The organism is Celeribacter sp. SCSIO 80788 (assembly GCF_051054295.1).
In the GTDB taxonomy this organism is placed as follows: domain Bacteria; phylum Pseudomonadota; class Alphaproteobacteria; order Rhodobacterales; family Rhodobacteraceae; genus Celeribacter.
The window spans coordinates 3,434,260-3,455,497 of record NZ_CP150482.1 but is presented as its reverse complement, the minus strand read 5'-3'; the positions used below and the strand labels follow the sequence as shown (position 1 = coordinate 3,455,497).

At 64.1% G+C, this 21,238-nt stretch carries 17 protein-coding genes; 9 read left to right on the top strand and 8 right to left on the bottom strand.

What is annotated here, in order from left to right; all coding sequences use genetic code 11:
• Positions 1–5 precede the first annotated feature (5 nt).
• From V1471_RS17345 to V1471_RS17335, 3 genes are read left to right on the top strand one after another with little or no spacing between them, the layout of a single operon-like run.
• A complete protein-coding gene (locus V1471_RS17345) occupies positions 6–497 on the top strand; it encodes a hypothetical protein (RefSeq protein WP_434290414.1) in 492 nt (163 codons plus the stop codon).
• A gap of 11 nt (positions 498–508) precedes the next feature.
• The gene (locus V1471_RS17340; protein WP_434290413.1) at positions 509–898 is read left to right on the top strand and encodes a response regulator transcription factor; all 390 of its coding nucleotides are present in this window, start codon (positions 509–511) and stop codon (positions 896–898) included.
• A complete protein-coding gene (locus V1471_RS17335; protein WP_434290411.1) occupies positions 888–2,993 on the top strand; it encodes an exonuclease domain-containing protein in 2,106 nt (701 codons plus the stop codon). Before V1471_RS17340 ends, V1471_RS17335 begins: the two co-directional genes overlap by 11 nt.
• Here V1471_RS17335 and V1471_RS17330 read toward each other — a convergent pair.
• The 6 genes from V1471_RS17330 to V1471_RS17305 all read right to left on the bottom strand — a co-directional run bounded on the left by V1471_RS17330 (position 2,990) and on the right by V1471_RS17305 (position 14,552).
• Complete coding sequence (locus V1471_RS17330; protein WP_434290410.1) at positions 2,990–3,595, bottom strand: NUDIX hydrolase; 606 nt, start codon at positions 3,593–3,595, stop codon at positions 2,990–2,992. The genes V1471_RS17335 and V1471_RS17330 overlap by 4 nt on opposite strands.
• A 21-nt stretch (positions 3,596–3,616) precedes the next feature.
• Positions 3,617–4,783: an HlyD family type I secretion periplasmic adaptor subunit gene (locus tag V1471_RS17325; protein WP_434290408.1), complete on the bottom strand. Its 1,167-nt coding sequence runs from the start codon at positions 4,781–4,783 to the stop codon at positions 3,617–3,619.
• Positions 4,784–4,785: 2 nt separating this feature from the next.
• Positions 4,786–6,975 (bottom strand): ATP-binding cassette domain-containing protein, encoded by a 2,190-nt coding sequence (locus tag V1471_RS17320; protein WP_434290969.1) that lies wholly within the window; start codon positions 6,973–6,975, stop codon positions 4,786–4,788.
• Positions 6,976–7,316: 341 nt separating this feature from the next.
• Positions 7,317–8,660: a TolC family protein gene (locus V1471_RS17315; protein WP_434290407.1), complete on the bottom strand. Its 1,344-nt coding sequence runs from the start codon at positions 8,658–8,660 to the stop codon at positions 7,317–7,319.
• 65 nt (positions 8,661–8,725) lie between these two features.
• A complete protein-coding gene (locus tag V1471_RS17310; protein ID WP_434290406.1) occupies positions 8,726–11,872 on the bottom strand; it encodes an Ig-like domain-containing protein in 3,147 nt (1,048 codons plus the stop codon).
• Between the two features lie 241 nt (positions 11,873–12,113).
• Positions 12,114–14,552 carry a heavy metal translocating P-type ATPase gene (locus tag V1471_RS17305; protein WP_434290405.1) on the bottom strand — a complete coding sequence of 813 codons (2,439 nt, stop codon included), beginning with the start codon at positions 14,550–14,552 and terminating at the stop codon, positions 12,114–12,116.
• A 101-nt stretch (positions 14,553–14,653) separates the two neighbouring features.
• Here V1471_RS17305 and V1471_RS17300 point away from each other — a divergent pair, with 101 nt between their 5' ends.
• The 3 genes from V1471_RS17300 (at position 14,654) to V1471_RS17290 (ending at position 16,657) form a co-directional block, all read left to right on the top strand.
• Complete coding sequence (locus V1471_RS17300) at positions 14,654–14,854, top strand: heavy-metal-associated domain-containing protein (RefSeq protein WP_066702916.1); 201 nt, start codon at positions 14,654–14,656, stop codon at positions 14,852–14,854.
• 70 nt (positions 14,855–14,924) lie between these two features.
• The gene (locus tag V1471_RS17295; RefSeq protein WP_434290403.1) at positions 14,925–15,665 is read left to right on the top strand and encodes a 2-dehydro-3-deoxygalactonokinase; all 741 of its coding nucleotides are present in this window, start codon (positions 14,925–14,927) and stop codon (positions 15,663–15,665) included.
• Positions 15,662–16,657 (top strand): aldose epimerase family protein, encoded by a 996-nt coding sequence (locus V1471_RS17290; protein ID WP_434290401.1) that lies wholly within the window; start codon positions 15,662–15,664, stop codon positions 16,655–16,657. Before V1471_RS17295 ends, V1471_RS17290 begins: the two co-directional genes overlap by 4 nt.
• Positions 16,658–16,679: 22 nt before the next feature.
• Here V1471_RS17290 and V1471_RS17285 read toward each other — a convergent pair whose 3' ends face one another.
• Together V1471_RS17285 and uraH are read right to left on the bottom strand one after the other, a co-directional pair.
• Positions 16,680–17,915: a urate hydroxylase PuuD gene (locus tag V1471_RS17285; RefSeq protein WP_434290400.1), complete on the bottom strand. Its 1,236-nt coding sequence runs from the start codon at positions 17,913–17,915 to the stop codon at positions 16,680–16,682.
• Position 17,916: 1 nt separating this feature from the next.
• Positions 17,917–18,276: a hydroxyisourate hydrolase gene (uraH, locus tag V1471_RS17280; RefSeq protein WP_434290399.1), complete on the bottom strand. Its 360-nt coding sequence runs from the start codon at positions 18,274–18,276 to the stop codon at positions 17,917–17,919.
• Positions 18,277–18,427: 151 nt separating this feature from the next.
• Here uraH and puuE point away from each other — a divergent pair, with 151 nt between their 5' ends.
• From puuE to V1471_RS17265, 3 genes are read left to right on the top strand one after another with little or no spacing between them, the layout of a single operon-like run.
• Positions 18,428–19,855, top strand: a complete 1,428-nt coding sequence (puuE, locus tag V1471_RS17275) for an allantoinase PuuE (protein ID WP_434290398.1) — start codon at positions 18,428–18,430, stop codon at positions 19,853–19,855.
• 8 nt (positions 19,856–19,863) lie between these two features.
• The gene (locus tag V1471_RS17270) at positions 19,864–20,694 is read left to right on the top strand and encodes a bifunctional allantoicase/(S)-ureidoglycine aminohydrolase (RefSeq protein ID WP_434290396.1); all 831 of its coding nucleotides are present in this window, start codon (positions 19,864–19,866) and stop codon (positions 20,692–20,694) included.
• Positions 20,691–21,185, top strand: coding sequence for an ureidoglycolate lyase (locus V1471_RS17265; protein ID WP_434290394.1), 495 nt, complete (start codon positions 20,691–20,693; stop codon positions 21,183–21,185). Before V1471_RS17270 ends, V1471_RS17265 begins: the two co-directional genes overlap by 4 nt.
• Positions 21,186–21,238 lie beyond the last annotated feature (53 nt).

Below are 21,238 nucleotides of genomic sequence, written 5' to 3'. Positions count from 1 at the left end.
TCCCCATGCTCCTCGAATTCATCGCCACGATCTCCGCCGGTGTCGGCGCCGCCGGCCTCATGGTCGCCCTGCGCAAATTCACCCGTGGCGGCCTGCCGAAATGGCTGGTCCCCGCCGCCGCCGGTCTCGCCATGCTCGCCTTCACCATCTGGTCGGATTACTCGTGGTTCGCCCGCGCCCAGACCACTCTGGGTCCCGACAAGATCGTCGCCACCTCGGTCGAAAAGCAACAGATCTGGCGACCCTGGACCTATGCCGCCCCCGTCACCACCCAGTTCATCGCGCTCGACAAAGCCAAGACCACCGTCGACGGCGCCATGGTCGGCACCGACATGTATCTCCTGTCCCGGCGCGGCGACAGCGCCATCGTGCCCGTCACCTTCGACTGCCTGATGGCGCGCCGCGCCGTAACCTCCGGCGATCTTGCCTCTGCGGACTGGGTCACTATGGACCAAAACGATCCGATCCTGCGCACCGCCTGCGACCGCTTGAGGTAAAGGAACGCATCATGGCCGAGCCGTCCCGCATCCTGCTTGTCGAAGACGAGGACAACATCGCCATCGCGGTCGAGGTCCTTTTGTCGCGTCTCGGTCATGACATCCTGCGCGTGGCCGATGGCGATCAGGCCCTGCCGAACATTCGCGCCCAGACGCCCGATCTGGTGATCCTCGACGTGACCCTGCCCGGCCGGTCGGGTTACGAGATCTGTCAACAGATGCGGCGCGACCCTGCCCTCACCCCGATCCCCGTGCTGATGATGTCCGCCCGCTGTTCCGAGCCGGAGAAACGCAAGGGCTTCGCCATGGGCGCCGACGCCTTCCTGAGCAAACCCTTCGCGACCGAAGACCTGCGCGGCGCGGTCACACGACTGATCGAGGGAGGCCGCCATGAAACTTGAGCACTGGTCCCTGCGCCTCAGGGTCTTCCTGTTCTTCGCCTTCCTCGCCGTCGTCGCGATCTCCGGCGAAGCGGTCGGGCTTTATCTCGGGTTTACCCGGATGGACGCCCCCGCCGCGCTCGACAGTTTTGTCTTCGCGGGCGTCATCGCGGGTTTCGCCACCCTCGCCGTCGTCGCTTGGGTCTGGTTCCTGTTCGACGAACATGTCGCCCGTCCGATCCAGCGCCTCGCGGGCGCGCTTCTGGCCCGCGCGCATGCCGATGTCGAGGAGGCGCTCGATGCCAAGACCGCGCGCTACCTCGGCGATCTCGCCCCTGCGGCACAGGCAGTGACCGCGAATCTCGCCGCCACCCGCAACAAACTCGCCGAAACCGTCGCGCAGGAAACCACGCGTCTGGTCGAGGAAAAGCAAAAGCTCACCGCCCTGTCCGCCGAGATGCCGCACGGCGTCGTGCTGTTGTCCGGGCTGCACAAGATCGCCTTCTACAACGGTGCGGCGGCGGAACTTCTGTCCGCCGATCATCCTCCCGGTCTCGATCATTCGATCTTCGATCTGTTGCGCGCCCGTCCGATCCTCTCCGCCTATGCACGGCTTTGCGCGGGCGAAGGCGGCGACGGCCATGTCCTGCCACTTACGGTTGCGACCGTGCATGGCGCCGAGGTGCTCTCCGCCCGGATGCGCCTCATGCATGCCCCCGACGAGGGCGACATCTCCCCGCCCTATGTGCTCACGCTCGATGACGTCACCGCCGATCTGGCGCTGCATGCCGAACGTGAAAAACTGCTCTCCCGTCTTTTCGACCGGCTCCGCCCCTCGCTCACCGCGCTCAGCACCGCGCTTGCCGCCCGTGCCGAAGAGAGCGGGCAAAACGATCCCCGACTCGACGCCGCTCTCACCTCAGAAATCGGACGGCTCACGGCTGAGGTCGCGACGCTCGATGCCGAATACGAGGCGCATAAATCCGACTGGTGGCCGATGGCACAGGTCCGCGCCAGCGAGCTTTGCGACGCGCTCACCGCCCAGCTTGCCGAAGAGGACATCCCCCTCGCCGCCGACAATTCCGATCCGCTCGCCCTCACCCTCGACGCGGTGCAGATCGTCACCCTGTTCACCCATGTCGCCCGCCGCCTCTCCGCCGAGGGCGCGCGCGCCTTTTCCTTCCTGATCAGCCGGGACGAGGGCGGCGGCGCGATGCTCGCCCTTGGCTGGAGCGGCGAGCCGCTTTCGGTCGATCTTCTGGAAAACTGGCTCCGGGAGCCGCTCGACGTCGGGCTTGCCGATATGACCGGGCGCGACATTCTCGACGCCCATGGCACCGAAGCCTGGCCCGAATTCGGACGCGGCTCGCGCGCGGTTCTGAAACTGCCGATCCGGGAGGCGCGTCGGCTGCGCCGCAGTTTCGGCGACGGTCGTCGCACCGCGACCTACGATTTCGATCTGCTGAGCCGCACCCCGCCCAAGGAGTTGATGGACAGCCCGCTGTCCGATCTCGCCTATGTCGTCTTCGACACGGAAACCACCGGGCTTCTGCCGTCGCAGGGCGACGAGATTTGTCAGATCGCCGCCCTTCGCGTGGTCAACGGCAAGGTGGTCGAGACCGAAAGCCTCGATCAACTGGTGAACCCCGGACGCGCCATCCCGCCCTCGGCCACCGCCGTCCATCACATCACCAACGACATGGTGAGGGACGCGCCCAAGATCGACGTGGCCGGGCGGCAATTGCACCGTTTCGCGCGCGGGGCCGTTCTGGTCGCCCATAACGCGCCTTTCGATCTGGAATTCCTGCGCCGTCACGAGGCCGGGATCGGTGCGAAATTCACCAACCCGGTGCTCGACACCGTGCTTTTGTCCGCCATCGTCTTCGGTCAGTCCGAAGAGCACACGCTCGATGCGATCTCCGCGCGTCTTGGCGTCAAAATCCCGCCCGAGGCGCGGCATACCGCCATGGGCGACACGATCGCCACGGCGCAGGTGTTCATCAAACTGCTGCGTATGGCGGAAGAAAAAGGCATCCGCACCTTTGGCGACGCGCTCACCGAGATGCGCAAGCACAAGCGGTTGTTGCAGGACGCGAACGAGGCGACCGGCGCTTAAAACAGCGCCCTGATCTGCCCCACCGTGCTCCGGTGGTCGTAGAACGGCACATGATCTGGCGGCATCGCCCGCCCGAAGGCCGCTTCGATCTCCGCCAGAACCACACGGGTCACAAACGGCAGATCGAACCCCCGCGCACCGTGCAACGTCACCCATTGCAGATGCGACAGCTCATCCTCGGCGGCGGAAAAATCATCCGCATCACACGCGAGATGCGCGGCGTTCACCAAGAAAAACCGCGCATCGAACCGCCGCGGTCGCCCCGGCGGCGTGATGGCGCGAAAGACGAATTGCAACTCCGCCACGGAGGGCAGCACCAGTCCGGTTTCCTCCCGCAATTCCCGCAGCGCCGCATTGGCCAGCGCCGCGTCCAGCCCCGGCGCGCTTTCCGCCGACAGCCGTCTCTGCGTCACCGGATCGAGCGCCCCGGGCAGCGGTGCCGCGTAATCTGCCTCATCGACCGCTCCGCCGGGAAACACGAACTTGCCGGGCATGAACACCGCACTGCGCCCGCGTTGCCCCATCAGGACACGCGGCCCTTCCGCGCCCTCGCGCAAAAGGATGACCGTGGCGGCATCGCGGATCGGAAGTTCACTGTTCATGACGGCAACCCTACCCGCGCCTTACGGTTCGCGAAAGGCCTCACGCGATTTGTAGAGCGGTTTCAGAAGATATTGCAGAAAGGTCTTCGAGCCGGTGTGCAGCTCGACCTGCGCCCGCATACCGGGCCGGATCTCGATCTTCTGCTGCCGCTCCGTGAGGCTGTCGAGATCGACCGTCGCCGTCACCCGGTAATAGGGCTGGGCATCCGGGTCGCGCTCGTCCTTGAACGTGTCGGCGGAAACCACCTGCACCTTGCCCTTCAGTGACCCGTAAATCGTGTAATCATAGGCAGATAGCTTGATCGTCGCCTCCTGCCCCGGCTCGACATGGGCGATGTCCTCGGGCCGCACATGCGCCTCGATGAACAGCTCCTCGTCAACCGGAATGATCTGGACCAGTTCCTCACCGGGGCGGATCACGCCGCCGATGGTGGTCACCGTCAGGTTGTTGACGATGCCGCGCATCGGCGCGGTGATCACCGTCCGCCCCAACTGATCCTGCGCCAGCGTCAGCGCCTGTTTCACCGAGGCCAGTTCCTTGAGCGTATCGGAATAATCTTCCGCCCGCTCAAGCTCCGCCTGCGTCACGATCTCGTTGTATTTGAGCTGCGCGTCCGAATGCGCCTTGCGCGCCCGCGTCACCTCGATCAGCGCCACGACGTTTTTCTTGAGCATGTCCTCCATCATCGAACGCTCCGCCTCGGCCTGTTTCAGGACCGCCATGGCCCCATCCTTGCGCGCCAGATAGTCGTCCACCCGCGCCGACAAAAGCGCCTTCTCGGAGGCCAGAACATTGGGCGCGCGGGCGGCGAGGTCCTCGGACACCTCGAAAGCATCCTCCCCCGCCATCTCCGCCTCAAGCCTGAGTTGCCGCACCTCCAAAGCATCCAGTTTTTCCTGAAGATCGTCGGCGGAAGTGCGAAACTCCGTCCCCTGCAACCGCGCCAGCACCTGCCCCTGTTCGACCTCCTGCCCCTCATGGACCAAAAGCTCCGACAGGATTCCGCCTTCGAGGTTCTGCACGATCTGCGGCCGGGACGAGGAAATCATCTGACCGTCGGCGCGCACGATTTCGTCCACCCGCGCAATCGCCGCCCAGATCAGGAACAAAAGCACCACGAGCGCAGAGATTTTGATCACCCAGCCGGGGCGATCCATATCGCGGGCCAGAACGTCGTCGAATGCCATTCTCACCCGTCCTTCCGGCTCAGATGCGCCATGACCTGTTCGCGCGGTCCATCGACCTTGAGACGCCCCTGATGGAACACCATGCAGCGATCCGTGAGCCCCACGATGGGCATGCGATGCGTCGCAATGATCGCCGTGCGCCCGGTCAGCCAGCCCTGCAACCGCGCAACCAGCGCGGTTTCAAGCCCCTGATCCAGCGCGGCGGTCGGCTCGTCCAACAGGCACACGGAGGGGTTCTGCAACCACAACCGCGCCCAGCCGATGGACTGGCGCTGCCCGACCGAAAGCCCCTCGCCGCCGTCGCGAATCTCAAGGTCGAGCCCCCGGTGATGCGACCGCACAAAGGCCCCAAGGCCTGCGAAATCCAGCGCCGCCAAGAGCCGGTCGTCGTCGCGCTCCAGCCCCCCAAGATTGAGGTTGTCGCGCAGCGTCCCGGCAAACAGCCGCACGTCCTGCCCGAGATAGCCAACATTGCGGCGAATGTCGCGCGGGTCGATCTGGCTCATCTCGGCGGCATCGAGCAGGATGCGGCCCTGCGACGGCGCATAAAGCCCGGCCAGAAGTTTCAGAAATGTGCTTTTTCCCGATCCATTTGCGCCAAGAACCGCAATTCTCTGTCCTTTTTTTACATCGACAGCGGGCAGGTCCAGCGTCGGCGCGCCTTCCGCATCGTAGCGAAACTGCACCTCGCGCAGGGCATAATCCCCCCGGATCTCCGGGCGGCGCAGGAAATTGCGATCCTCGCCCGCGTCCTGCGGCGCATTGGCAATCGCGTCCAGCCCGTCGAGCGCGGTTTTGACATTGGTCCAGCGCGCCATGGTGCCCGACAGTTGCGTCAGAGGCGCCAAAGTGCGCGAGGTCAAAATCCCCGTCGCGATGATCGTCCCCACGGTGAAGTCGCCCACAAACACAAGGTACGTCCCCGCCACCACGGCGGACACATAGGTCAGTTGCTGCACCCCCTGCGACCAGAAGGTCAGCATGCCGGAGAGCTTGCGCTGTTCCGAGGATTTCGCCGCCGACAACAGGTTCAGCTCATCCCAGATCCGCCGCACCCGGTCTTCGCCGCGCTGGGTCTTGATCGTGTCGAGCTCGAACACCGCTTCATGCAAAAGCCGTGACGCTTTCGCCGAGGCGCCCTGCGTCTCCTGCGTCAGCCGCATCATGCGTTTCTGCATGACATATCCCGGCACCACCATGATCACCGCGCCCAAAAGCAGGATGAACACCACCGGCCCGGCAATCGAGGCCACCAGCGCGAAGAACAGAAAGATGAACGGAATATCCGCCACCGAGCCGATGGTCGAGGCGGTGAAAAATTCCCGCACCGAACTGAATTCCCGCATCGCCGAGAACAGACCCGAAGGCGTCGTCGGGCGCGCATCGGAGCGCATGCCCAACAGCCGCCCCATCAGCATCGACTGCACCCGCATCTCGATCTGTCGCCCGGCACCGTCCATCAACCGCGAGCGCGCGAGCTTGAGAACGGCTTCGAGCGCAATCGCCATGACCGCGCCCAGAGCCAGCACCCAAAGCGTCGCCTGCGACTGGTGCGGGATCACCCGGTCATAGACCTGTAGCGAAAACATCGCGACCGCGACGGCCAGCATATTGGCCACCAAGGAGCCCAGAGCGATCTCGCCGATCTGGCGTCTGAACGCGCCAAACTGACCCCAGAACCAGTGTTTTTTTGACAAATCCGGCACATATTGCGCCGAAATCGTCTCCAATGTTTTCCCGGCCCGGACCAAAAGCCCGGAGAAAAACGGCGCGAATTCCGCAAGCGACACATCCGCGCGCTGATCCGGCGCGGTGCTGTCATGGATGGTCAGCACATCGCCCTTTTGCTTCAGCACCAAGACGACATGCCCGGAGGACATATAGGCCAGCGCAGGCCAGAGCTTCGCCGTCAGGACCCGCGGGCGCAGCAGTTCGGCGGCCAGCCCGGTGCCCTGCACGGCGCGCAGCATCGCCTCGGGCGGGATCTCTCCATCGGTCTGATCGGCGAGGCTCTCGATGATGTCGGAGACCATCGCCCGTTGCCCGAGATGACTGGCCAGCGTCACAACCAATTCGGCGCGCTGAATGATCTGCCGCGAAAACGCCGGTTGGGTCGGCGGCGTCATCGCCGCGGTGGGCCGCTCAACATGCGCAACAGGTTCAGAACGCGGTTCCGGTTGATCCTGTGGCACGGTTTCGACGACCGGTGCGACCTGTGCCTGACGGCTCGCTGCATTCCGCGCTTGCGCCTCACGCTCCCGCCGCTCATCCTCGATCTCCCGCCCCCGCGCCGCTTCACGTTCCTGCGCCGCGCGCGTCGCCTCGGCCGCCTTGCGCCGGAGCGCCTCCTTGGCCGCCTGTTTCTTCGCCTCGACCGGATCGCTGGAAGGCTTAGGTTGCGCGGGCCGCGTCTCGACCTTCGGCGCGCCGAGATGCACCGTCAGAGGCGCGGGCGCTTTCGGATGGTTCGACACATCCTCAGGCACCTTGGGGCGCGCCGTGCTCAGGGTAAAGGCAAGTTTCGGGGACCGGCTCAAATCGCGCTCCCCTCGGCCAAGGCCCCTTTGTCGCGTGCGATCTCCAACTCGGTCAGGGCGATTTCGTATTTGAGATCGATATGTTTGAGCTCCTCGCGGATCATCTGCTCATAAACGTTCAGCACATCCATGACGGATTTCTGACCGGCTTCGAACTGATCCTGAAAAATCCGGTAATTGGCCCGCGTCTGCTGCACCAGATCGGCGGCATCGCGTTCCTGACGGCGCAGCGCCGTCAAATGGCTTTCGGCCCGCGCGGCGCGGCGGGCGGCGGTTTCCTGCACCTGCGCGACCGTGGCCTGAGCCGCCGCCTCGCGCGCCCGGCTCGCTTCCATCTCGGCGGCGGTGCCCAGCCCCAGCCCCTCCCCCTCGTAATCGAGGCTCGAACTCGTCGTCTGCCCGATCAGCGTCGCCGCCGACAGCGCCGGCAACATCGCGGCGCGTTCCGCCTGCGCTTCGGCAACCGTCCTCTTCGCCTCGGCTTCCGCGCGCATCACATCGAGCGGCACAAGCGCGCTCGCAGGGGCCGCAATCCCCGTGGCCTGCTCCAGCACCGGAAGCGCCGCACCGCCGGTCAGTGTCGCAAGCTCCTCGCGCGCACTGGTTTCGGCCTCGCGGTGGCTGCGCGCCTCATGTTCCATTTCGGAGATGATCGACCCCACCACGCGCTGATCCGACAGGCTCGACGCCCCGCCCTTGACGCGTTCGGTCACCACGCGGTTGAACTCGCGCATCCGGCCCAGACCGCGCTCGGCCATATCCGCCTTTTCCCGCGCCTCGGAAATCGTGATGTAAAGCGTCAGCCCTTCATACACCCGGTCGTTCATATCCTGCGACAGGGCGACGGCGGAGACCTCGACATCGGCGGCGGCAAAGGCGCGTTCCGCCTTGCGCTTGCCATTGTCGTAAAGCGTCGCCTCGACCAGCAACCCGCCCGCCAGCTTACCCAGCGAACTGAGCGAAATGTCCGGTCCGATGGTCGGCAGCCAGTTCTTCTCCCGCGCCACAGCACGCATTTTCGAGGCCCGAAGCTCCGCCTGCGCCAGTCCCGAGGAGGTGGCGAGCACGGCAGTGGCGACTTGACCATAGGCGGAGCCTGCGGGCAGGACCGACGGACGCGCCAGAAGATCGGAGATCAGCGGGGAACCCTCGCCCTCATTGGCGGCCGAAAGGGCGTGATCCGATGCCGCAGCTTTCCCCGACCCGCTGTCGAACCGGTCGGCCTTGAACATCGCAACCGGAGACAGGCCGGCCCCTGCGCCCCCGACACAGCCGACCAGCCCCATGGCGGAGACAAAAAGGACACCGATCGCGATGCCGGACTGTGGTCGCGCGCTCATGCCCTTGTTGCTCCTCACCTCCGTTGTCACACGGGCGGGTTTCCCCCGCCCGCAGCACGCCTGCCTCAGGGCAGAACGACTTCGATGTCGTGATCGACCAACACCTGATCGTCGCCCAGCGTATAGATGTCATAGGTGTTGCCATCCTCGGTCACGCTGCCGACCAGGCTCGCGCTCTCCTCGAACACCACACGATCGTCCTCGCCGCCATGGATGGTCAGCGTGCCCTCTTCGCCCAGAAGCCGGTCGAGATCGGCGGAGGACAGGCTCACTTCGCCACCGTTGACGAACTGAAGATCGATCGCGCCGAGGTCGAACTGATCGAGGCCGGAATTATCGAGATCCACTTCGAAATAGGCGCCATCGGGCCGTTCGTTCGTCGTATCGAGCACCAGAAGCGTGTCGGAGCTGTTCCCCGCCGCATCTTCGGCGGTGATGACGATCTGATCGCCGTTCGACACATGCTCACCGAAGCTCACGAACAGCGTGTCGCCGAGATCGGTATCCGTATGCGTGATCTCGCTGACCGTTCCGCTCTCGTCCAGGGCATAGACCGATATCTCGTCGCCCGTGTCGGTGACCATGACGGACCCGACCCCGTCGACATAGCGCATGACACCTTCGATACCGGTGCTGTCGATCTCCGTGTCGACGGTGATCGTCGTGGTCTCCGACAGGGTGTTGCCCGCCGCATCGGTCGCCGTCACCACGACATCCGTCTCGTAAGTGCCCTCGGCAATCTCATCCGAGGCAAAGGTCACGCTCCAGTTGCCATCCGCATCCACAGTGGCCTGACGGGTCACCCCCTCGAGCGTCACATAAACGGTGGAGCCGACCTCCACGATCCCGGTCAGGGTCGCGCCGTCATTGATTTCCTCGAGGTTGAGATAGAGATCGCCGCCCGCATCCGCCGAAAGCTCCAGCGCGTTCACATAGGTGTCGTAGCTCAGCGTCTCGGTCAGGGTCGATGTGTTGCCCGCCGGATCGGTCGCGGTGACCGACACATCCGCCGATCCTTCGCCCGACGGCAGCGCCGAGGCCGGGATCGCGGCGCTCCAGTTGCCTGAGGCATCGACCGTGGCGGTATAGCTCTGACCATTGAAGGACAGCACCACGGTGGACCCCACCTCGACCGTGCCCGAGAGCACGACGCCGGAACTTGCTTCCGCCGCGTTGATCACGCCATCCGCGCCGCCCTGCACACCGGTTTCCGCGAAATTCGACACATAAGTGTCGATCTCCACCGCCGCCTGCACGGAGGCGGTGTTGCCCGCCGCGTCGGTCAGCGTTGCGGTGACCGTGCTGTCATACTCGCCCGCCGTGATTTCGGAGGCGGCGAAGAAGGCCGAATAGGTGCCGCCCGTCGTCGAGGTCACCGTGTGCGAGACCCCCGCCAGCGTCACGGTCACGGTTTCGCCCGCCGTCGCCGTGCCGGTGATCCAGACCCCATCGGAGGCCTCGGTGGCGTTGATCACATTGTCGCCCTCGATCGGCGTGGTGAGCGTGATATTGCCCGCAACCGTGTCGACATGCACCACGCTGGTGCTGGTCGCGGTGTTGCCCGCCGCATCGGTGGCAACGGCGGTCAGGGTGGTATCATATTCACCGCCCGTCAGCGTCCCCGCCGCATAAGACGCGGTCCAGGTGCCATTGCCATCGGCCACCGTGGTGACCGACACGCCCGCAAGCGTCACAACGACCGTCGCACCCGCCTCCGCCGTGCCGGTAAAGCTCATCGTCTGCTGGCTCTCGGAAAGATTCACGGTCTCGTCGCCGCCCGAATGACCCGCATCGATTGCCACACCGGTTTCGGTGTCGATCTCGAACGTGCCCGTCGCGGTGGTGCTGTTCCCGGCCAGATCGGTCGAGGTCGCGGTGACCTCCGTGCTGTAGGTGCCTTCCGGCAACGTCCCGCTCTCATAGGTCACCGACCACGATCCGTCCTCGGCCACGGTCGTCGTGCGCGTCACGCCCTCGACCGTCACCGTGACCGACGCCCCCGCCTCGCCCGTGCCCGTGAGCGTCACACCGCCAGCCATTTCGGAGGCATTCACCGTGCCGTCGCCGCCCGCACTGTCGCCGTCCACGGTCAGCGAGGTCTCAAGGTCGATGGAAATCTCATGCGTGTAGGTCGCGGCATTGCCATAGGCATCGGTGACCGTCGCGGTGACCGTGCTGTCATAAGTGCCCGCGGGCAGGCTGCTGCCATCGAAGGTCACCGTCCAGGTGCCATCTTCCGCCACGGTGGTCTCGACCGTCTGACCTTCGAGTTCGACCACCACGGTCGCGCCCGCCTCAGATTGGCCGGAGACGTTCACATCGTCGGAGGCTTCCGCGATATTGACCACATCGTCGCCCTCGACCGTATCGAAACTCAGATCCTCCGCCTCGGTGTCCACGACCAGCGTGTCTGTCACCGTGGTCGTATTCCCCGCCGCGTCCGTCGCCGTGACGGTGACGCCCGTGGTATATTCGCCCGTGTCGATGGACCCGCTCTCGAACGTGGTGCTCCAGGTGCCGTCCGTGCCGACCACGACCGTTTGCGTCGTCCCGTTGATCTCGACCGTGACCGTGGCCCCAACCTCGCCCTCACCGGAAATCACATAGCTGCCGCTGTCGTAAATCGCGCCATTGACGTAGTCGCCAGAGCTTTCCACACCCGACAGGATCGACACATCCGGCGCCGTCGTGTCGGCATTGCCATTGCCGCCCTTGTCGCCGCCATCGCCATCCATCAGGTCGCCCGCGACCGCAATCCCGGCCACACCGGCCGCCGCCGCCCCGAGGCCAAGCCAGCCGAGCCCCGCCGCCGCAATCGGCGCAACCACCGGCTCGACCCGTTCGAGATCGAGGAAGGCAAGCTGATCGTATTCGCTCCATTTGCCGCTCAGGTCGATGTCCTGATACCCCGCGACAAGCGGTCCCTCGCCCTCGTCCACGAAATCGACCCGGGTCATCGCCCCGTGCTCGGAGAGCAGCAACTCATGCTCGCCCTCGAAATAGCCCTCAAGGACAATCGTCTTGCCGCCCACCAGCCCGATCACCAGATCGCCGCCTTGGCGGGTATAGCCGCTGACCGCAGCGCTCGACATATTCAGGGAGATATCTTCGACGTCCTGAACCGCGATCACTTCGCTGTTGCCGGACAAGGAAAGCGTGCCTGTGCTAACGCTGCCCGCATGATCGCGGACGGAATATTGCAATCCCAACATTTTACCAATTCACTTCTGCTCGAGGAACATCCGCGTCCGGGGAAATCCGGCGCAGCTTTTCGTTTCTGTCGCTTGGAAATTACGGGAAAGGCGATTCTCAGGCTAGGGGAGAAATTCAAAGCCGTTAACCATTTGGGCCTTTTCGCCACAAAATCAACGCAAGGTTGTGCCTCACCCCTCCAGATGTTGCGAAATGGCCAAGATATTGCAGCGCGTGCGCAACACTGGCCTTTTTGCTGATTCAAAATGCCGCGGCCATCCGTCGCAGCCTGAGCGCATTCGACACCACGAACACCGAAGACATCGCCATCGCACCCGCGCCGAGCATCGGCGAAAGCTGAAGTCCGAACCCCGGATAGAGCACGCCTGCCGCCACCGGGATCAGCACCGCGTTATAGGCAAAGGCCCAGAACAGGTTCTGCCGGATGTTCACCATGGTCTTGTGGCTCACGTCATAGGCGGTCACCACCGCCGACGGGTCACCGCCCATCAAGACCACATCCGCCGCCTCAATGGCGACATCCGTGCCGGTCCCGACCGCAATGCCGACATCCGCCGAGGCCAGCGCCGGCGCGTCGTTGATCCCGTCGCCAACGAAACCGACCGCGCCATGGGCCTCCTTGAGCGCCGCGACGATCTTCGCCTTGCCTTTCGGCAGCACCTCCGCCTCGACATGATCGATCCCGAGATCCCGCGCGATCACTTCGGCGGCGCGGCGGGTATCCCCCGACACCATCGCCACCTTGATGCCGCGCGCATGAAGCGCCTCGACCGCCTTGCGCGAAGCGGGCCGCACCGGATCGGAAATCCCGATCACCATCACCGCCACGCCATTGCGGGCCACAAGAACCGGCGTGCGTCCCCGGTCTGCCAGCGCCGCAAGCGGCACCTCGAACGGCGCGGTGTCGATCTTTTCGCGGGTCATCAGCCGCATGTTTCCGACATGCAGCGTCACCTCGCCGATCTCCGCCTTGATCCCATGCCCGGCAATCGCCCGTGCCTTGTCGACCTGTGGCAAAACCAGCCCCCGCGTCTCGGCGGCACGCTCGATGGCCCGTGCGATGGGATGTTCCGACTTGGCCTCGACTGCGGCAACCTCGGCGAGAAGCGCGTCTTCCTCGCCCGCCAGAACCGTCACCTCGGTGACGTCCGGCCGCCCTTCGGTCAGCGTGCCGGTCTTGTCGAAGGCAATCACCTTGACCTCTTGCAAGCCCTGCAACGCATCCCCCTTGCGGAACAACACGCCAAGCTCGGCGGCGCGCCCGGTGCCCACCATGATCGAGGTCGGCGTTGCCAACCCCATGGCACAGGGGCAGGCGATGATCAGCACCGCAACGCCCGCGACCAGAGCATGCGCCAGCGCAGGCTCCGGTCCGAAGATCAGCCAGACCAGCACGGTCAGCGCCGCCAGCCCCATCACGACCGGGACGAAATACATCGTCACCTTGTCGACCATCGACTGGATCGGCAGTTTCGCGCCCTGCGCGTCCTCGACCATGCGAATGATCTGCGCCAGCATCGTATCCGCCCCGACCTTTTCGGCCAGATAGGTCATCGTGCCTTCGCCATTGACCGTCCCCGCGATCACCGGCGACCCTTCGGCTTTCGCCACCGGGAGCGGTTCGCCCGAAATCATCGCCTCATCGACATGGCTGTCGCCCGACAAAACCTTGCCGTCCACCGCGATCTTTTCGCCCGGACGCAGGTGCAGCACATCGCCCACCTTGATCTCTTCGATCGGAACCTCGACCACCTCGCCCGCGCGCTCAACCCGTGCGGTCTTGGCCCGCATCCCCGCAAGTTTGCGGATCGCCTCGCCCGTGCGCCCCTTGGCCCGCGCCTCGAGCCAGCGGCCCAGAAGGATCAGGGTCACGATCACGGCGGCGGCCTCGAAATAGACGTTCTGCGCCCCCATCGGCACGGCACGGGGCCAGAAGGTCACCACCGTCGAAAACAGATAGGCCGCGCCTGCGCCCAGCGCGACCAGCGCGTTCATATCTGGCCCGCCCTTCAGGAGCGCGGGAATGCCCTTGGCGAAAAACACCCGCCCCGGCACCGCAAGAATCACGGTCGTCAAGGCAAATTGCACCATGCGCCAGAGCCATTCCGGCACAGACATCATCCACCAATGATGCAGCGCCGGGATCAGATGCCCCCCCATCTCGATCAGGAAAATCGGCAGGGTCAGCACAGCGGCGAGGATCAGCTTGCCGCGGATCTCCCGCGCTTCGCTTTCCTTGCGGTTCACCGGTTCGGCCGTCGTATCGACCCGCGGCTTCGCCTCATAGCCCGCCCCCGCGATGGCCTTGGTCAGGCTTTCGGCATCCTGCACACCCGTCAGATACGTCACCGTCGCCGTCTCGGTCGCGAGATTGACGGAGGCTGCCGTCACCCCTTCGACCGCCTGCAAGGCCCGTTCGACCCGCCCGACACAGGAGGCGCAGGTCATGCCCTGCACATCGAACGTCAGCTCCTCCACCCGCGCCGGATAGCCCGCCTTGTCGAGCACCTCGACCAGACGCGCCACATCGACACCGTCGCCGAAGCGCACATCCGCCGTTTCGGTCGCAAGGTTCACATTGGCGGCCTCGACGCCCTCCGTGCCTTTGAGCGCACGTTCGACGCGCCCCACACAGGAGGCGCAGGTCATACCTTCGACGGAGAAACGGGTGCTGTGCATATTTTCCACTCTGGCCTTCTGTCTGATCGGAGTTAGATATAGTGCAGAGCCACGGCGCGTTCGAGCGATCCGTGCGGATTTCTCAAACAAGGGTCTAAAATATGTCCGTCTTTTCCGTTCCCAACATGACCTGCGGCCATTGCAAGGCCGCCATCACCGAAGCGCTCGAAGCCATCGACGACACGGTCGAGATCGAGGCCGATATGAACGCGCACGAAATCGACGTCTTTTCCGAGGCCGGCGACGAAGCCATTCTCGACGCGCTGAAAAAGGCGGGCTACCCGGCCGAACTCAAAAGCTGATCGACGCCAGCGCCCCATTGCAACCCCGTGCCCCTCGCGCCATAAACACTATGACACGAGGGAGGCACGGATGAGCGCACAGGCGGGGATCTTCGACGGGACGGAGCTATGGCTCTGGGATCTCGACAGCGCCTCCTCCGCCCCGACCCGGACCAACCCCGAAAATCGCAGCGCTCTTGCAGTCATCGCAGGAACTGCCGCGTCCCCGCGCAACCTGCCCTGCACTGCCCTGCCCGAGACGCTTCAATCTCCCGACATCCCGCCCCTGTCGCAGGATCATCCCCGCACCGTGACACGGGGCGAAGAGGTGACGCTGGCCGGGTTCATCGCGCAAAATCCGAAATTCGACGGCATCCTCTGCCTGCCCTCCGCCACATCGACCCTCTGGGCCCATGTCAGCGCCGAGGAAATCGTTTCCATGCGGCGGTTTCTGACCGGCACCCTGCTGGGCGCCGCCTTCGACGGGCTGACACTCGGCGATCCAGAGGCCTTCTCCGAGGCGCTTTCCGACACCATGTCCCGCCCGGAGCACGCCGCCCTGCGACTGGCTGCGCTGAAAACCGCGGTCGATCTGGATGAAATCGCCCCAACGGAAGCCACCTCCCGCGCCACCGCCGCGCTGATCGGCACGGAACTCGCCGCCACTCGGTCCTACTGGCTCGGCCAACCCGTGGCCGTCATAGCCCCCGCCCCCCTCCGCGCCCCCTATCGCACAGCCCTTGAAAGCCAGTTCGTCCCGGTCTCTCAGGCCGACGGCCACGCCATAACGCTCGCCGGGCTACGCCTTGCACGTGAAAGGTTGACCCGATGAAAGAGCTTTTCGGTCATCTGAAAGACGGGCGCCGCGTTGACGCGATCACACTGACCGCTGGCGATCTGAGCGTCACCATTCTGTCCTACGGTGCAATCCTCAACGACGTCCGGCTGCGCGGCGTGCCCTATGGGCTGACGCTCGGCGGATCGGAAATTGCCGCCTATGAACACGGGCCGATGGAGTATTTCGGCGCCATCGTCGGCCCCGTCGCCAACCGGATTTCCGGCGCGCGGGCGGAGCTTGACGGGCGGGAACTGGGGTTCGAAGCCAACGAGGGCGAGACGCTCCTGCATGGCGGCCCCCAAGGCCTGCACACCGAACTGTGGAAGATCGCCGCCCTAAGCGCCACCTCCGTGACCCTCACCCTGACCCTGCCCGACGGCAAGGGCGGCTTTCCTGGCAACCGCCTGATCACCGCGCGCTATACGGTCGAGGCCCCCGCAACGCTCCGTCTCGAACTCACCGCCACCACCGATGCGCCGACGCTTTTGAACCTCGCCAACCATTCCTATTGGAACCTCGACGGCACGGCGACCACCGACGGCCATTGGCTTCAGGTCTTCGCGGATCGCTACACCCCGGTCGACGGTCGGATGATCCCTACCGGCGTGCTGGACGTGAGCGGCACCGGCTTCGATCTCAGCGACGGCCATGTGCTGCGCCCTTCGGACGCCCAGCGCTTTGACCACAATTTCTGCCTTGCGGACGGGCCGGGCAAGATGAAACCCGCCGCCGTGCTGCGCGGGACAAGCGGCATCACGCTGCGCATGGACACCACCGAGCCGGGGCTTCAGGTCTTCGACGCCGCCCCCATCGGCAGCGGCGCGATGAACGGCCATCGCGGCGTGCCGGAGGTCGGGTTTTGCGGCGTCGCACTTGAGGCCCAGCGCTGGCCGGATGCGCCGAACCGCTCAGACTTTCCTTCGGTCCGGCTCGATCCCGAAGACACCTACCGGCAGGAAACCCGCTGGTCCTTCTCAAAGAAATAAGGCGGGGAAGACCCCGCCCTTTTTATCCCTCAAGCCCCGCTTCGTACCATTTGCGAATGGCCGCGCGGCTCTCGTCATCGAGCGCCATGTAACTGCCCGCAGGCGGCATGGCGTGGGTCACCCCGGCCTGAAGCCAGATCTCTTTCGCCATGGTCGCCACCTCCTGCGTGGTCTCAAGCCGCACGCCTTTCGGCGGCGAGGCCATGCCCTCCCAATAGGGCTCTCTGGAATGGCACATGGAGCAGTTGGTGGTGACGATATCATGCACCTCCTCGAACCCGGCAGCCGAGGCAAAGCGCTGCGCCACCGGACCAAGGGCGGCTTCGTCCTCGCCCTCGTCCTGCATGTAAATGCCTGCCGTCGACAACCACATGACGGCGAGGAAAAGCCCCACGGTCAGCCCCCATGTCCACCACAGCATGCCCCCGCGTTTGTGCATCGTGTTGAAGAAATGCCGGATCGTGACCCCCATCAGGAACACCAGCGCCGCGATGATCCAGTTGTACTTGGCGGCGAAGGCGAGCGGGTAGTGGTTCGACAGCATCATGAAGATGACCGGCAGGGTCAGGTAGTTGTTATGGGTCGAGCGCTGCTTGGCGATCTTGCCGTATTTCGGATCGGGCGTGCGCCCGGCCTTGAGATCCTCGACCACCACCTTCTGGTTCGGAATGATGATGAAGAACACATTGGCGCTCATCACCGTCGCCGTAAACGCGCCCAGATGCAGAAACGCGGCCCGGCCCGAAAACACCTGCGTATAGCCCCAGGCCATCGCCACAAGGATCACATAGAGGATGACCATCAGCCAGGTGTCGTCCTTGCCCAGCATCAGCTTGCAAATCGTGTTGTATGCGATCCAACCGAAGGCCAGCGAAGCCACGGAAATCGCGATCGCCATGCCGCTCGACATCTCCAACACGTTCGGATCGACGAGATACAGTTCAGAGCCGAGGTAATAGACCACCGCCATAAGTGCGAAACCCGTGAGCCAGGTCGAATAGCTTTCCCATTTGAACCAGATCAGGTCCGAAGGCATCCGCGCAGGCGCGACCATGTATTTCTGAATGAAATAAAAGCCGCCGCCATGGACCTGCCATTCCTCACCCGACACGCCTTGGCGACGATCCGACGAGGGCCGCAGCCCGAGATCGAGCGCGATGAAATAGAAAGACGACCCGATCCACGCAATCGCGGTGATCACATGCAGCCAGCGCAGGGCAAACTCCGCCCATTCCCAGAAAATCGGCATCAACGTCATGTTAGCTCCCCCGATAGGTCGAATAGCTGTAAGGCGACAGCAACAGCGGCACGTGATAATGGCTCTCCGCGTCATTGATCCCGAAGCGGATCGGGATCTGATCGAGGAACAGAGGCTCCCCTCCTGCCTGTCCCGTGCGCCGCAGGTAGTCGCCTGCAAAGAAAATCAGCTCATAGGTGCCGGTCTTAAATGTCCCGGCGGGCAGAATCGGTGTGTCCGTCCGTCCGTCGGCATTCGTCACGGCCGTCGCAATCTTTGTGTGACTGTTGCCGGAGACGCGGTAGAGCGCAATCTCGATCCCCTCGGCCGGCAAACCCTTGGCCGTATCGAGAACATGGGTGGTCAAAAAACCGGAAGTCATGGCGAAGCTGCCCAAATAGTTAGCGTTTCGTTTGGAGACTGTCGGAAAGCCGCCGTCGCAGCAACAATCAATCTCGTCAGATTGCATACAAAAGAGTATTCGATATCTAACAAGCCTACCAATTAGTCAAAAAACACGAAGGCCAAAGGAAATGCCGAAAAATCCACCGCGCTATGTTCGAAACATGTTGGGCTACGGGGCCAATGCGCCCGATCCGAAGTGGCCCGGAGGCGCGAAGGTCGCGGTGCAATTCGTGCTGAACTATGAGGAAGGCGGCGAAAACTGTGTGCTGCATGGCGATGAGGCCTCTGAGGCCTTCCTGTCAGACATCGCGGGCGCGGCCATGTGGAAGGGCCAGCGCCACTGGAACATGGAATCGATCTACGAATACGGCGCGCGCGCAGGCTTCTGGCGTCTGCACCGTCTCTTCACCGAAGCCGACATCCCCGTGACCATCTACGGCGTCGCCACGGCTCTGGCCCGGTCGCCCGAACAGGTCGCGGCGATGCAGGATGCCGGATGGGAGATCGCCTCCCATGGCTACAAATGGGTCGAACACAAGGACATGCCGGAGGAGGAAGAACGCGCCTCCATTCAAGCGGCGATCAAGCTGCACGAGGAAGTCACCGGGGAACGCCCCTATGGCTGGTACACCGGGCGCTGTTCGGCCAACACCGTGCGCCTCGTATCTGAGGAGGGCGGGTTCGACTATGTCTCCGACACCTATGACGACGACCTGCCCTATTGGCTCGAAGTCGGCGAGCGTGATCAGCTGATCATCCCCTATACGCTTGAGGCCAACGACATGCGCTTCGCCACCAGCCCCGGCTGGATCACCGGCGAGCAATTCTTCACCTATCTCAAGGACGCTTTCGACACGCTCTATGCTGAGGGCACGACCAGCACGCCGAAAATGATGAACATCGGCTTGCATTGCCGCCTGATCGGGCGTCCCGGCAAAATGGCGGGCCTCAAACGCTTCATCGACTATATCCAAACCTTCGACGGCGTCTGGACGCCGCGCCGCATCGACATGGCGCGCCATTGGGCCAAAACCCATCCACACACGCGCAAAACCCGCCCCTCGCAGATGTCCAAGGAAGACTTCGTCGCGAAATTCGGCGGCGTGTTCGAGCATTCCCCTTGGGTGGCCGAACGCGCTTGGGAGCTGGAGCTTGGCCCAGCGCATGACAGCGCCGTCGGCGTCCATTCCGTCCTCTGCCGCGCTTTCCGCGCCGCATCCGAGGCCGAAAAGGACGGCGTGCTGATCGCCCACCCCGATCTCGCCGGAAAACTCGCACAGGCCAAACGCCTCACGGCTGAAAGCACCACGGAACAGGCCTCCGCCGGTCTCGACGCGCTCACCGACGAGGAACGCGCCACTTTCGAGACCCTTAACACCGCCTATACCGAAAAATTCGGCTTCCCCTTTATCATCGCCGTGAAAGACAATACCAAGGCGACAATCCTCGACGCATTCCACACCCGGCTCGGCAACGACCGGGACAGCGAATTCAGAACCGCCTGCAAACAGGTCGAACGGATCGCGTGGCATCGTCTCAAGGACATGAACCTCTGAGAAACGCGATGAGCTACGAATACACCTACTGCGCCCCCACCGGCGGCCTGCCCGATCAAAACAACCACGCCCGCGAGCGTGCCGTGTTCACCAATTCCTATGCGGTCATCCCGCATGGGGTGATGTCCGACATCGTGGTGAGCTATCTGCCCGGCTGGGACAAGACCCGCGCCTGGGTTCTGGCCCGCCCGCTCACCGGCTTTGCCGAAACCTTCGCGCAACTGATTGTCGAGGTCTCCCCCGGCGGCGGCACGACCGACCCGGAACCCGATCCGATGGCCGAATGCGTGATCTTCGTCCTCGCGGGCCACATGCGCCTCACCATCGGTGCGCGCGCCTATCAGCTCGACCCCGGCAGCTATGTTTTCGTCGCCCCCGGCGACACATATACCGTGCAGAACGACAACGACACGCCCGCGACCTTCGTTTGGATTCGCAAACGCTACGAACCCGCGCCGGGCATCGACAAACCCGAAAGCTTCGTCACCGCCGATATGGAAAGGCCCCCGGTGGAAATGCCGAACACCTCGGGTTACTGGTCCACGTCGCGCTTCGTCGATCCGCACGATCTGCGCTACGATTTCCACGTCAATATCGTGACCTTCCTGCCGGGCGGCACCATCCCCTTCGCCGAAACCCATGTCATGGAACACGGGCTCTATGTGCTTCAGGGTCGCGGCGTCTACCTGCTCAATCAGGACTGGGTCGAGGTCTCCGAGGGCGATTTCCTCTGGCTCCGCGCCTTCTGCCCGCAGGCCTGTTACGCCGCCGGTCGCCGCCCGTTCCGCTATCTCCTGTACAAAGACGTCAACCGTCACGCCAAGCTGGAGCTGGGATGAGCCGCGTCATCACCACCGAACCGCTGACCCCCGAGGCCTTCGCCCCTTACGGCGATGTGCTCGACGCGGTCGGCGCGCCGGACAAGATCATCAATCAGGGCAAATGCGGTCGCTACCACGACCGCGCTTCGGTCGATGTCGCCCCGGACACCGGCGGACGCGTCGGCATTTCGATCTTCCACGCCGAACTGCGGGACTTTCCCTACACGCTCGACCTGATCGAACGCCACCCGGAAGGGTCGCAGGCCTTCGTGCCGATGTCCGCCGATCCGTACCTCGTCATCGTCTCCGACGGTCCCGAGGCCGCGCCCCGCGCCTTCGTCACCGATGGTGCGCAGGCGATCAACTTTCACCGTGGCACATGGCATGGCGTCCTGACGCCGCTCACCGGCAACGGACTTTTCGCCGTCATCGACCGGATCGGGGACACCCCGAACCTCGAAGAACATTGGTTCGACACGCCTTGGGTCGTCACCTCTGACGCATCGTAACGGGCCGGAAAACCTCGACACAGCCTTGCTTCCCCTGCACAGTTTCATGGAAA

What these genes read in the sequence shown, in the direction of transcription:
- V1471_RS17345 (WP_434290414.1), top strand. Translation starts at nt 6, where the DNA reads ATGCTCCTCGAATTCATCGCCACGATCTCCGCCGGTGTCGGCGCCGCC.
- V1471_RS17340 (WP_434290413.1), top strand. Translation starts at nt 509, where the DNA reads ATGGCCGAGCCGTCCCGCATCCTGCTTGTCGAAGACGAGGACAACATC.
- V1471_RS17335 (WP_434290411.1), top strand. Translation starts at nt 888, where the DNA reads ATGAAACTTGAGCACTGGTCCCTGCGCCTCAGGGTCTTCCTGTTCTTC.
- V1471_RS17330 (WP_434290410.1), bottom strand. Translation starts at nt 3,595, where the DNA reads ATGAACAGTGAACTTCCGATCCGCGATGCCGCCACGGTCATCCTTTTG.
- V1471_RS17325 (WP_434290408.1), bottom strand. Translation starts at nt 4,783, where the DNA reads ATGGCATTCGACGACGTTCTGGCCCGCGATATGGATCGCCCCGGCTGG.
- V1471_RS17315 (WP_434290407.1), bottom strand. Translation starts at nt 8,660, where the DNA reads ATGAGCGCGCGACCACAGTCCGGCATCGCGATCGGTGTCCTTTTTGTC.
- V1471_RS17310 (WP_434290406.1), bottom strand. Translation starts at nt 11,872, where the DNA reads ATGTTGGGATTGCAATATTCCGTCCGCGATCATGCGGGCAGCGTTAGC.
- V1471_RS17305 (WP_434290405.1), bottom strand. Translation starts at nt 14,552, where the DNA reads ATGCACAGCACCCGTTTCTCCGTCGAAGGTATGACCTGCGCCTCCTGT.
- V1471_RS17300 (WP_066702916.1), top strand. Translation starts at nt 14,654, where the DNA reads ATGTCCGTCTTTTCCGTTCCCAACATGACCTGCGGCCATTGCAAGGCC.
- V1471_RS17295 (WP_434290403.1), top strand. Translation starts at nt 14,925, where the DNA reads ATGAGCGCACAGGCGGGGATCTTCGACGGGACGGAGCTATGGCTCTGG.
- V1471_RS17290 (WP_434290401.1), top strand. Translation starts at nt 15,662, where the DNA reads ATGAAAGAGCTTTTCGGTCATCTGAAAGACGGGCGCCGCGTTGACGCG.
- V1471_RS17285 (WP_434290400.1), bottom strand. Translation starts at nt 17,915, where the DNA reads ATGACGTTGATGCCGATTTTCTGGGAATGGGCGGAGTTTGCCCTGCGC.
- uraH (WP_434290399.1), bottom strand. Translation starts at nt 18,276, where the DNA reads ATGACTTCCGGTTTTTTGACCACCCATGTTCTCGATACGGCCAAGGGT.
- puuE (WP_434290398.1), top strand. Translation starts at nt 18,428, where the DNA reads ATGCCGAAAAATCCACCGCGCTATGTTCGAAACATGTTGGGCTACGGG.
- V1471_RS17270 (WP_434290396.1), top strand. Translation starts at nt 19,864, where the DNA reads ATGAGCTACGAATACACCTACTGCGCCCCCACCGGCGGCCTGCCCGAT.
- V1471_RS17265 (WP_434290394.1), top strand. Translation starts at nt 20,691, where the DNA reads ATGAGCCGCGTCATCACCACCGAACCGCTGACCCCCGAGGCCTTCGCC.